The organism is Leptospira alexanderi serovar Manhao 3 str. L 60, from assembly GCF_000243815.2.
In the GTDB taxonomy this organism is placed as follows: domain Bacteria; phylum Spirochaetota; class Leptospiria; order Leptospirales; family Leptospiraceae; genus Leptospira; species Leptospira alexanderi.
In genome coordinates, this window is the sequence record NZ_AHMT02000027.1 from 1 (window position 1) to 12,000 (window position 12,000).

Below are 12,000 nucleotides of genomic sequence, written 5' to 3' on the forward strand. Positions count from 1 at the left end.
ATAACCAACCCCACAAATTAAGAAGGCTTTTGGGATAATAGGATCAAAAACTGATATTTTTCAAGTGTTCCGACGTGTTAGTGATTAGGGGGTTAGATTTTAGTGGATAGAACTTTATGCACAATAAAATGCAAGTGTTCCGACGTGTTAGTGATTAGGGGTTAGATTTTAGTGGATAGAACTTTATGTACAATAAAACGCAAGTGTTCCGACGTGTTAGTGATTAGGGGTTAGATTTTAGTGGATAGAACTTTATGCACAATAAAATGCAAGTGTTCCGACGAGAATGAGACTTTTTACTTGCAAAAAGTATAATTTTCTGATAGAGAAAAATCTCCCGAACCTTTCCACCTCCACCCCCACCCAAAAATAAGCGTTTCCATCTTAGAGCCGGTCTCAGAACTACCTATTAAAAAAGTTAAAAGACAATGATGGAGCTTGCGAGATAAAGAGATGCCAGATAATTTTCCGCTTTTCTATTCCAGCGAATTAGAATAGCTCTGAATCGATTGTGCCAACTGTTTGTTCTTTCAACGACCCAACGCCTCGGTTTTCCTTTATATTTGCCGATGAGAGGCTTCTCACCTTTTTTCCGAATATGAGCTCGAATGTTTCTTTTCTTGATGAATGCTTCTATATCTTTGAAGTCATAACCTTTATCTAAACAAAGATGCTTCGGTTTTTTCTTTTCTTCCGGAAAAAACTAAGATTGAATTCAACGTATCTTTTACACCGCGTTTGTCATGAACGTTAGCTCCAGTCAACGTAATTGCCAAAGGAATACCATTTCCATCCGTAAGAATATGCCGTTTAACCCCTAATTTGGCACGGTCTGTAGGGTTCTTTCCGGTTAAGCTCCCCCTTTGGGAGCTTTAACCATTGCGGAATCCATCGAAGCCCAGTCCCATGCTATCTTATTCTTCACATCATAATATTTTAAAATAGATTTATAGATCTTTTTAAATACTCCCGCTCGTTCCCATTCTTGAAATCTTCTATGACAAGTTTGACCGGACCCAAAGTCATTCGGAATTGCACGCCACTGACATCCCGTTTTCATTCGATAGATAATCCCTGCCATTACCACTCTTGCAGGTACACGATTGCGCCCTCCTTGGGGATTGACCTTTTCTTTAGGGATAAAAGATGCGATTTTTTTGCCAAAGGGCATCAGGTATCTCTGAATAATATTTGTCCATTTCACATTGATATTATTATGCTTTCTCAGTACAAGCAGTTTTGAGACCGGCTCTTAGTTTCACGGGGGATTTTGTCGTAATTCCGACAAATTGATCTTGAGATCCCATTACTTGTGGGTAAGGTGATGCCTTCCTATGGGTCGGTGTTTAGGTCGTTCGATAGGAGTGCTGGTTTATCACCCGGCTTTGTTAAGACCTTCCGCCCTCTGTCATTTTAGGAGAAATGAAATGAAAAGTCAAGATGGCAAATATGTAGGAATTGATTGTGGAAAGAAAACTTTAGAGGTTGTTCGAATCAATTCGGAGAACTCGCTCGAACGTCGACAGTTTAGTACAACAGAAAGTGGTATTAACAATTTACTAAAATGGTTAACCTTGAATGATATAGTCGGCCTGGGTTTTTCAGCTACGCTGAAAGCTAACACCAACGCTTCGCTGGCTTTTAGCAATTTCGCTCTCCATGGATCGCTCGATTGGCTCTCAATCTTTAGAATAGCAAAATCAATATTAAACAAAGGGATTCAAGTAATTAGTCCTGAATCCCGGAGACTTAGCAACAATCTATCAATCCTTAAAAAGACCGATAAAGAAGACAGTTTAAAAATAGCCAGGCTCATTCAACGTTTTCCAATAGAAGAGTTACCGGTTGTTCCAATTCCAACTGACGAAGAGGAAGACAATCGAAGACTTTGCACGGAACATGAGAATTGGACAAGACAACTAACGCAAGGCAAAAATCGACTTCATAGTTTATTCACTCAAGCCGGTTTGACTGAAATTACCAAAAAGCATTTGCGAATAAAAGCATCCAGAGAAGCTTCCGTAACTCTACTTCCTGATCGATACAAAAGAGAAGCAGAACGAATCTTAAAAGTTTTAGATTTAGTCGAACTAAATCTAAAACTAATAGAAGAAGAAATTAAAGAGGCTCTGAAAAAAAATCAGAGTTACGTTCAAACGATCATGTCCATGCCTGGGATCGGTATGATTACTTCTTTGGCGATCATGAGTTATATGGGTGATTGTAAACGATTCTCTTCGGCTAAACAAGCCGCTTACTTTGTGGGCTTAGTTCCGAGTGTTGATATTTCGGGAGATACGGTTCGATACGGTAGAATTGTTTCCCGTGGTTGTCATGCAATCCGAAGAGTAATTGTTCAAGCGGCCTGGAGTCTGGTTCGATGTCAGCATGGTGGAAAGATAAAAGAATTCTATCAAAGGTTATACCTTAAAAAAGGAGCTAAAAAATCGATCATCGCTACTTCACGCAAAATGATCGAAGTTCTTTATTCAATGATTCGAACGGGAGATCTTTTTGATTCTATGCCTGAAGAAGTATGGAATCGAAAATTAGCTCAATATGGTCTTATGTAAAAAAATAGCGGGAGGGCTTGACACAAGAAACATAGGAGTAGAGAGGTGCTTTAGTTTTATCGAGCGTTCCTTAGAGCGCGCCGTATATAGTTCTCAGTAAGTCAGCTTGTTCAAATTTAGGATAGTTCACAAAAATCTTATAAAGACTTAATGCTAAAGAAATAATATTTGCGAAAAAATTACTACTTAATTTAAAAAATAATACGTTTGTAGATCAAATATAAATTGGTTCTAGTCTTTCTTCGATAACATTCCTTGGTCAAGATACTTATTTATTTTAATAAGAAATGAAAAGAGCGACAAGGTGAAAATTATGAAAAAAATTTTAATGATTCTGATCGGTTTCTTTTTATTAGGAACCATAGAAAATCTTTACGCACGTCGAGGGAGAGTAATTGAAAATCCGGTCGACATTGTTGAGGTGCCTTATCAAAATCAGGTTTCTAATCCACCTGTGGAGTCCTTTTATCGGGCCGATATGTTGGATCCGGAACAGCTTAGAGGTTCGGATGGATTTTGGTCGGCCGGAATGTCGACATCTCCCGGTAATTCGGATCGTTCCCTTTTCAATCATGTTACTCTTGGTGCTCATACTGGGCGTTCTGCGTATATTAGCGCGACTAGAGCTCTAAGCGACGCTCATATTTTCGGGAATTCGAATATTCCTCAGGATTATTACATTTATCAAATCGCGGGAGCGCCTAATATTTTTGATGTGCAAAGATCACTTGGGCCTTACACTCCATCGCATGCGAGAGGAGACGTTGTCGCGTTATTTCGAATCACATGGGGGCAGGTTTATGGCTGGTACCGTGTTAGCTTTGGCGTCCGGGGGGAATTCGTGCACAATCCTATGTTTGACAGAGGGAGGTATGGGAATACTACATCTTCCCCAGGATATCCGGAGTTAGCTGGGTTTCCTCAAGGTGATCCGCGGTGGGGAAATCGATTTTTTGCGAACATTGCGAGGTGTGATAATTCTTTACGTTCAAGTAATGGAAGGTGTTATTTAAGGGAGGATAAGCGCGATACCGACCAGAAAATTTACGATAAGAGTTACAAGAGAAGCAAGATACCGAGTCTTCCAATATTTGAAACTCCAATCTCCAAAGTTGCGTCCAGTAAAGGAGTGTATATAAGTTTATCCAACTACCTATCCGGTCTTTGTTATGTTACTTCAAAAACTAAAATTGAATGCAGATCTATATTGAATAATGGAAAACTTAGTTCCATTAAAGAAAACACGATAAGCGATACAGGTTATGAAGATTCTTACATGTTTGGTGATATCAATAACGATCAGAAGAATGATTTTTGTCGTTTAGTGGCAGGTAGGAATAACCTTACATTATTAAAATGTAATCTTGGAGATGGTAATGGAAGGTTTCCTAATGAAGTAAATTTCGGCGCTTTAGACGGCGGTTGGGCGTCACGAGGGGCCGCAGATAAACGTGTGATTGTGAAAGGTATTTTTGGAAAAGCTTATTTTTGCCGTATTGTAAATGGGTATGAGATAGCTTGTACAGAGTTAGTCCGAAAAAATGATAGTGGCAGTGGTGTTGTCACTTTTACTCAGGGAAAAACTAGAAAAACTAATGGATCATATTATTATTCCGCTTTGGTTAGGCAAGAGGGTATTTTTACAGATAGTAACCAAGACGGTATTCCTGACTGGTGTAAAGTCAGTTATAAAGCAGCAGATTCCGAAATTTATTCGGAATGTTGGTGGTCGGAGAATGGAAATCAATTTTCCAAAAAGGTAATCTTTAGAAATAATATAAAAACTAAGGGTGTAGTTGCTGCGGCAAATATCGTGAATTCTAGAATACCGGATCTTTGTTTTATTCCAGAGTATCGGCAAAACAGTTCCGTTGTATGTTATAATTTTCCGAACGAGCATTTATATTATTCGTCGTCTCAATTCAATTATGCAACTCGACTTATCGAAGCCAAAAACCTTATGAGTGAAAATGACAATTCTCTTTGTGCAACCGAGGTCAGAAGTAAGGGTAAAATAATGAGACTTTCCTGTGTTTCAAAAGATTCCAAATCTTCTACGGGCTTTTCTTCCGTTTTTTCTACATCGAACTTTGAAGATTATGGGAATGTTTTTAATAAGAAGCAGACAACAATTGTTTATTCCAACGGAAGAAGTTTATTTTGTTCGATTCGACAAGATACCGCTGGATGTGTACCACTTAGTCAGAACGCTCCCAGTTGCCAACTGATAGCGCCGGTTCAGATGCGGTTTGCGAGGTCTCTCAGGATTGGTCTAGGGCTGGAAAACTTTCAAGGAAAAAATGAATGTTTGGAATTAAATACCAAAGAAGGCTGTTATAGGGAGGACGGAATTTGTTATAAATGGGATTATTGAGAATTGTTTTGTGGTGCTACTTTGGATATTTCAGTAATTTAGGTAGTGTCAGGAATCCTGTGTAAATAACTTTCTTAAAACGAATCCAATTTCAATCGATCTCCGAAAAGAATCGAAAACTGATTCATCGCTTGAACTCAGCGACTCGGCTCTCTAAGGATCGCTCGTCATCCCAATCTTGAATCGGCATGGTCCATTTTTTAGACATATTATTCAAAGCTAAATAGAGAAGCTTGATTGCCGCCTCATCGTTCGGAAACGAACCCCGATTCTTGATAATCTTTCTTAAGCCCATATTCATAGATTCGATAGCATTTGTAGTGTATATCGCCTTACGAATGTTAGGTGGATAGGCCAAAAAAGGAATCACCGAATCCCAATTACTTCTCCAAGACTTGCTGATCATCGGATATTGACTGTCCCATTTGGTTGAAAAATCATCAAGGTCTTTTCTTAGCAATTTCTTCCGATGGAGATTTGTAGATGGCCTTTAGGTCGACTACCAACTCTTTCCTCTGTTTGTAAGAAACCCATTTCAAAGAATTCCTAACCATAGGAACGATACAAAGTTGAACTTGTGCATTAGGAAAAACTGATATGATTGTATCCGGAAATCCTTTCAATCCGTCGACACAAGCAATTAAGATATCTTCAACGCCTCGATTTTTTAAATCGGTTAAAATCTGAAGCCAGAACTTTGCCCCTTCGGTTCTTTCTACCCAAATCCCAAGAATCTCTTTTGTGCCCTGTAGATTGATTCCTAAAGCCAAATAGAAGGCTTTGTTCACGACGTGGTTGCCGTCTCTTACCTTCACGATCAGCGCGTCCATGATGAGAATCGGATACACTTTATCCAAGGGGCGATTCTGCCATTCGATTACCGTTTCCATGACGGAATCCGTTACTTGAGAAATCAAATCCGCCGAGACTTCGACTTGATAAATTTCTTTCAGGTGTTGAGATATTTCTCGAGTTGTCATTCCGCGTGAATACATCGAGATGATCTTTTCATCGAAGCCGGTAAAGCGTGTCTGTCCTTTCCGGATTATCTGAGGTTCAAAGCTTCCGTTTCTATCTCGAGGAACTTCCAAGTCAATTGTCCCAAAGTCTCCTTTGAGCTTTTTGCTACTTTTTCCATTTCTTGAATTGCCTGTGTTATTTCCAGTCGAGGAATTTTTCTCATACCCAAGATGATGCGTCATCTCTCCTTGCATCGCTCGTTCAACAAGTGATTTGGTGAGTTGTTTTAAGAGGCCTTCGTTTCCGATCAGCTCTTCGGGGGTTTTACCTTTGATTAATTCATCAAGTAGTTCTTCTGCTCGATTCTTCGGTTTGCTCATGTTGTTTTTATCCTTGTTACTTTTTCTTTTTTCACAAGTCATTTACACAATCGAGATGACACCTTCTCTTAACAATGTTTGTCAAGAAAATACAAGGAATCGTAATAAGACTTTAAAGTTTCGAATGTATTTCATTCGAAACACATTGTATATCCAAGAAGGAACTAACGTTTGTTTTACGAGATTTCTCTCTTTCTCAATTTCATATTTGTAAAGTTCAGATCAAACCGTTGTCACGGAGATCTTTCTCGGTTAGATCGGTGATTTCCAGAATTGTATTTAGATCGATCCCTTTTGCAAACATCTTGCGGGCATCTTCAATCTTTCCTTCAATCTTTCCCTCAATCTTTCCCTCTTGAATCAATTTTTCCGCTGTGGTCATGGCCAACTCCTCGTATCTTTCCAGTCTCGATAAATGAAGCACTTTCTTCAGGACGGACGGTTTTGAATCTCTTACATTATATATATACAACAACAGTTTGTTTAAGAGGGCAACTCTTTTTGGCTCCTCTGCAATTTCAAGGACTAGTGAAAAAAGTGCGGGAAGAGACTTTTGAAACCTCTCTTCACCTTCTCGGATTCTTTGCACTACTCCAAAGATCACCTGAAGCGTGATACTCTCCAGTTTTTCTTGTATTGCCATTCCCGACAAATCAAACAAGGCGATCTTGAAATCAGGTATAAAGTCACGGAGGTGTATGGTTTCCTCTTTCGTAATTTTGAATTGATTTAAAAAATTTTCTCCGAGTTGCCATTCTTTTTCTCCGTGATAGAATACGAATGGAATTACGACTGATAACTTTTCAGCGTTTCTTTGTTGACTGCGATAGATTTCGGCAAGGTATCCTAAGAGTTGAATATAGATGGCGTTGTCTAAGTAACTTTTGTGTTCGAATAGAATATATATGTTGGCTTGATTTCCTGATCTTAAGGGGATTCGAAACAACAAATCAGTCTGTTCTGATTTGAGTTCTTCGGATACGAAACTGGATTCCGATAATTCCAACTTTTCCAAGTCGAGTAACTCTACTACTTCCGGCGGAAGTGTTCTTCTAAAAAAAGAAATAGCTTCGATTTTGTCCTGTAACGTCTCCCGAATCAGTCTGTCGTGTGGGTTATTGACTTCAGTCATATGTTCCTATTCGATTTCCTCGGCAGTGGTTGTCAATTCTCTTTAGAAAGCGCATGTGTCTTAACTATGTTTATCAAGAAATTGAAAGAATCGTAATAAAACTTTAAAGTTACAGTACGGTTCATTCAAGAATCATTGTATTTCTCAGTTGCTTTTTAAGAAGAACCTAAAGTCCGTTTTAGTGGATAGGGTTTAGGAATTAGTGGATAGGGCGGCTTTCGGAGAAAGGGTTCTTTGTATTTGAGTATTTTTGTATATTCGACTTTACTCTTTTGTTCTTGTTTCTCCGAAACCGGGCTCTTCGCTTCAATCTGCAAAGCAACATGGAGTATTATCGTTAATAGAAATGCTATTCCATTCATCGCATGTTGCATTGCAGTATTTCCGCTTCGATCCCATGCCGCTTCGTGGGTCTATGTTTCACTGTGGTTCAAGTGAGATTCCAGAGTGCGACCCATGGAATCTGTTGAATTCAGAGTCGGGCACTGAATTAATTTCGTTTGTAGAGAAAGATCGTTCCTTTATTCCAGTGAACACACGCCACACTAAATTATCCCGCGTTGTGGGTCTATGTTATTTCTTTTCTTCTTTCAGATCTCTCTTACTCAAAGAAAATCGTTTTCAAAGAACATGCTTTTGATCTCTTCGCACCGCCGGTGCAGTCGAGCTTGGTTCTCGAAAAAACTCCGAGATTTCAGACCAATGAGTAAAATATGAAGGGATTCTAATCTTTTACAATCATTTTTGAATTTCTTAATTCTAATTTTATGATTCCAAATCTTCTCTTTTGAAAAAAAGGCTCCACTTGGAATTGGATTCAATTTTGCTCTTTACGAACGTAACATGGTTTGCATCAGCGAGAGCCGGTTACAACCTTGCGTATTAAATTCCCCGTCAATGACCATATCGGCACTTGTAAGCCTCGCAATTTCCGGGTCGTAATAACGAGCGTTATAAAAGTAGAACTCCGAGACTCTCTGTATATCTCCTGCGAGTTATATAATGGTTAATAATGCGATCAAGATTCCTGAAAGCATCAAAAAAGAACGAATCCTTTTATCCCCTCGCTTTTTAAGCATAGTGTTACCATTTCAGAAAGAATAAATAACTATTATTTTATACGATTCTGAAAGATTCCGGCGACTATTTCAGCACGCTCGAATTTTTCTAAATCCATTTGCATTGCAAGTTCGTGATTTTTAGATGCAACATTTAAAACGACATTCGCCTTACTAATCAGAAGCCTCATAGAATACTCGTTTGGATCCAAAATCTTGAACAAACCTAAAACAAAAAATGAGGAGATCCTATTTAGAAACGGCAATTTTTTTCCATCAAGAATATATTCTCTAATTTTAAAAGCGTCGTAAGATTTCCAATGAGGATCTTTCTCATCTGAATGTAAGATCGCTATGGACCAAAAGAGTGCAAAAGGAAGAAATCCAAAAACGGACTTTGATGCCCAATATAGACCGTAATAAGGCAGAATCCATGTGCATGCAATCGTAAAGACCAACGCTATAATTGATCCGCAGGAAAAAAGAAACGCGCGTATTCTAAGATCCCCCTTGCTGCGAAAAATAGATCGAAACATTAAATAACACGAATATGAAATATACAGTAGCGCGTAGGCATTGATTAAATGATAACTATAGTTATACACATAAGTAAATTTACTCGTATCTATGATCGAAATTGCATTACAAAAAAATGCACATGACAATAAATATACTAGCACAACCCAATGAAATGGCTGGAATTCCTTTCGATTTTTGGAAGAGTCAAACATCAAATTCACAATTTTATGTAAGATTCTTGGAACAAATAGGATCGGAATCAACGTCCAATTCAGCGCAATTTCTCGAAGTTCTTCAGGAAGCAGAACGCGAAAACCGTGGCAAAACATCCAAACTGCCAATGCCGTGCATAACAAGAAAAATTGTTTCTGAGCCCCCTTACCATTGCCCGCTCGTTGAACATAAAAACCAATGCTTAATAAAAAAATAGCCACCAAAATATTATATATATTTGCCGCACTCATGCAATGGACTTGCCCCCATCTATATACTCGAAACTATGATTCCGAAGAATTCCATGTAAACAATATTTATCACTCAATTACGCTAAATAGCGATTGCTGTCCAAACAAAATTCAGGAAAATAGATTGGAGCTGAGTAGCGTTGCGAAAACTCAACGCCAGAAGAAAGGTATAACTTTTCAATGCCTTTAAGAGCAGGATTATAGAAACCATACACACGTTCATATCCACGTATAAGACAAATTCTTGCGACTGTTCGAAATGTCTCTTTTGCAGCCACAAGGCCGCTGCGATTTAATTCAAATGCGACCGCACCCCAATCAGCAACGTTAGGCTCAACAATGGCATAACGCAGCTTTGGATTTATTCCGAAAACTATACCTATTTCGGTTGGAATGAAGTTGTTCGGACGTTTTTCAGTCAGTCGCATCGCAGCAATAATTCGCCCATCCTGTTCTTCTACCCAGAACCAAGTCGACCATGGATCAAAATTGTGATTTTTCCATTCCGAAGTAGAGTAACCAGCTTCGGAATAAATTTTATTCACAAAATTTTTAATTTTGTTCAATAGTCCGCTTTGCAGATCATTACAGTGCATGATCTGCACGGTTATCTCTGTTCGCTTCGGATTAGGTAATGTAAGATTTGACATAGTGGGCCTAATTATGTCACATAATGAAAAAAACTCAAATAAACTTTTATTATTTCAAAATCAAAATTAGAAATAAGCGATTTATTCCGGATCTAATTTTTCAGCTAAAGCTTTAATTGCGGCCAAGTTCTTATCTGAAAGTTTCAGGAGAATCTTTATTAAACCTCGAAAACCGGATCGCCTGTTGATGCTTCTTAATAATATCTGATCTTCGTCCATATTAGAATCCCGATCTGGAAGTAGCATTTCGCCTTGTCCTGCGACGATCCACATTTTCGAAATTCCAAATATGGATTCAAATTGTGTCAAAACCCTATTCGTAAGCGCATTCTGACCCTTTAAAATGCGAGTAATTGCACTGTCCGTTACTCCAAATTTCGAAGCCACATTCTTTTGATTCAGATTCAATTCCTTTTTCAGATAATCAAAAACGATTTTTAAACGTTTTATTACTTCAGGATCAGTCATTTTATTGCTTGAGTTAATTTTTTAAATTGACAAATTGCTTAGATTAATTTATAATTCAGTAGATTCTATCTCGGCAAAAAGCTATGTGGAGTTGAAATGACCCCTTCTAAAGAGCAAGAATTTAACACAATTTCCAGACTGTCGCGACCTGATTCTCGATCACTTCTTATCAAGGAAGAATAGAACTTTAGGATATTAGGGTTTTCGCAAAGTTTTAACAATCAGAAGAAAATTAAAGAGTAAGTCTATGGAATATTTTCTCTCAATCAATTTGAGAAGCAACGAGTAGAAGCAAGTTAGATAACACAAATCAATGGCGCCCAAGTCCTTCCAATGTTTGATATGAATACTTTCGGATTTTATTATGGTGTTTTTCTTTATTCCTGTGGAGCGACATTAGTCTGTTTTAATTTTATCTTAGGAAATTTAGACAACCCCTGGAATTATTATAAACGCCTTTTATGGATTATTCCCATTACGATTTTTTTTTCTTATTTTATTCCCAATTTCTATTTTGTATCCATTATTGATATTCTTGGTTTCGGAATTTCTTTATTTACTACTATCTGGGCTTTTAGAAAATTATTAATAACTCAAAACCCAATTTCTTTTTTTAACCTTCCTTTGATCTCCTTCTTGATTTCTATTTGTTTTGTTTCAAATTTTCTTGGTGTAATTTTCGGTAAAAATGAATTCTTTTTTATTGCGGAATTGATTTCCGGATCTGTGATATGTTACTCGGTTATTTTAGAACGTTTTTTTCCTTTTTTATTTGGTAAGGTTAAAGTCTCAGGCGCGAACATAGACAAAGAAATTGAGTCCGAAACCATTCCAACTCCAGAAGTCAAAGAAACAAAAAAATATAAATACCCGCCTAGAGATTTGTTAGAGGGTACTGATTTAGAAAAAGTTAAAATTAAACTGAGTCAATTTATAACTTCCAAAGGTTTTATAGACGAGGAACTTAGACTTCCGGATTTTGCCAGTGACTTAGGTCTTTCCACTCACCAAGCTTCTTACTACTTAAACAAATATCTGAGTAAGAGTTATAATGATTTTCTGAATTTTCATAGAATAAACGAAGTTATGATTATGATGAAAAATAAATCTAATTTCAATCTTTTAAATATCGCTCTCGAATGCGGTTTCAATTCCGCTTCTTCGTTTCACAGGGCTTGTATTAAGTTTACCGGGAAATCCCCGCGTGATCTTAAAAATTATATTCAGTTAAATATCGAAACCAGCAATAAAGTAGAAAAGCAATTGGATTTATAATAATTATTTTGGTTATAATTGCAGTAAAAATTGAGACGTTTTCTTTTTTCGCACCGGCGTGGCGTTCTGAAACCAAATCATCTCTGAAATTCGTTATATTCATGATTTCGTAAGTTATTTTATTTCTTTGTTTTTTTATTCTCGAAC

The 12,000-nt window shown here is 37.6% G+C and carries 5 protein-coding genes and 6 pseudogenes; 3 read left to right on the forward strand and 8 right to left on the reverse strand.

Features of this window, described 5'->3' with window-relative positions; genetic code table 11:
- Nucleotides 1-418: 418 nt before the first annotated feature.
- A pseudogene (locus LEP1GSC062_RS23075) lies at nt 419-1,199 on the reverse strand (IS5 family transposase).
- 228 nt (nt 1,200-1,427) lie between these two features.
- Between LEP1GSC062_RS23075 and LEP1GSC062_RS08845 the strand changes: the two are divergent.
- Together LEP1GSC062_RS08845 and LEP1GSC062_RS08850 are read left to right on the forward strand one after the other, a co-directional pair.
- Nucleotides 1,428-2,573, forward strand: a pseudogene (locus LEP1GSC062_RS08845) (IS110 family RNA-guided transposase).
- 313 nt (nt 2,574-2,886) lie between these two features.
- A complete protein-coding gene (locus LEP1GSC062_RS08850) occupies nt 2,887-4,947 on the forward strand; it encodes an enterotoxin A family protein (RefSeq protein ID WP_020984124.1) in 2,061 nt (686 codons plus the stop codon).
- A gap of 74 nt (nt 4,948-5,021) precedes the next feature.
- Here the strand turns inward: LEP1GSC062_RS08850 and LEP1GSC062_RS08855 are convergent.
- The 7 genes and pseudogenes from LEP1GSC062_RS08855 to LEP1GSC062_RS08885 all read right to left on the reverse strand — a co-directional run bounded on the left by LEP1GSC062_RS08855 (nt 5,022) and on the right by LEP1GSC062_RS08885 (nt 10,578).
- Nucleotides 5,022-6,287: pseudogene (locus LEP1GSC062_RS08855) on the reverse strand (IS256 family transposase).
- A 217-nt stretch (nt 6,288-6,504) separates the two neighbouring features.
- Nucleotides 6,505-7,419 (reverse strand): Rpn family recombination-promoting nuclease/putative transposase, encoded by a 915-nt coding sequence (locus tag LEP1GSC062_RS08860; protein WP_010578692.1) that lies wholly within the window; start codon nt 7,417-7,419, stop codon nt 6,505-6,507.
- 206 nt (nt 7,420-7,625) lie between these two features.
- Nucleotides 7,626-7,793: pseudogene (locus tag LEP1GSC062_RS24680) on the reverse strand (RHS repeat-associated core domain-containing protein); the annotation flags it as partial.
- A 624-nt stretch (nt 7,794-8,417) separates the two neighbouring features.
- Nucleotides 8,418-8,498 (reverse strand): annotated as a pseudogene (locus LEP1GSC062_RS25820) (LIC10906 family membrane protein); the annotation flags it as partial.
- Nucleotides 8,499-8,530: 32 nt separating this feature from the next.
- Nucleotides 8,531-9,460 (reverse strand): LIC10906 family membrane protein, encoded by a 930-nt coding sequence (locus LEP1GSC062_RS08875; RefSeq protein WP_010578695.1) that lies wholly within the window; start codon nt 9,458-9,460, stop codon nt 8,531-8,533.
- Nucleotides 9,457-10,110, reverse strand: a pseudogene (locus tag LEP1GSC062_RS08880) (LBL_2463 family protein). The gene LEP1GSC062_RS08875 and the pseudogene LEP1GSC062_RS08880 overlap by 4 nt, the downstream one beginning before the upstream one ends.
- An 81-nt stretch (nt 10,111-10,191) precedes the next feature.
- Nucleotides 10,192-10,578 carry a helix-turn-helix domain-containing protein gene (locus LEP1GSC062_RS08885; RefSeq protein WP_010578697.1) on the reverse strand — a complete coding sequence of 129 codons (387 nt, stop codon included), beginning with the start codon at nt 10,576-10,578 and terminating at the stop codon, nt 10,192-10,194.
- Nucleotides 10,579-10,911: 333 nt separating this feature from the next.
- On the opposite strand from LEP1GSC062_RS08885, the gene LEP1GSC062_RS08890 reads away from it, so the two are divergent.
- Nucleotides 10,912-11,853: a helix-turn-helix domain-containing protein gene (locus tag LEP1GSC062_RS08890; protein WP_020984111.1), complete on the forward strand. Its 942-nt coding sequence runs from the start codon at nt 10,912-10,914 to the stop codon at nt 11,851-11,853.
- Nucleotides 11,854-12,000 lie beyond the last annotated feature (147 nt).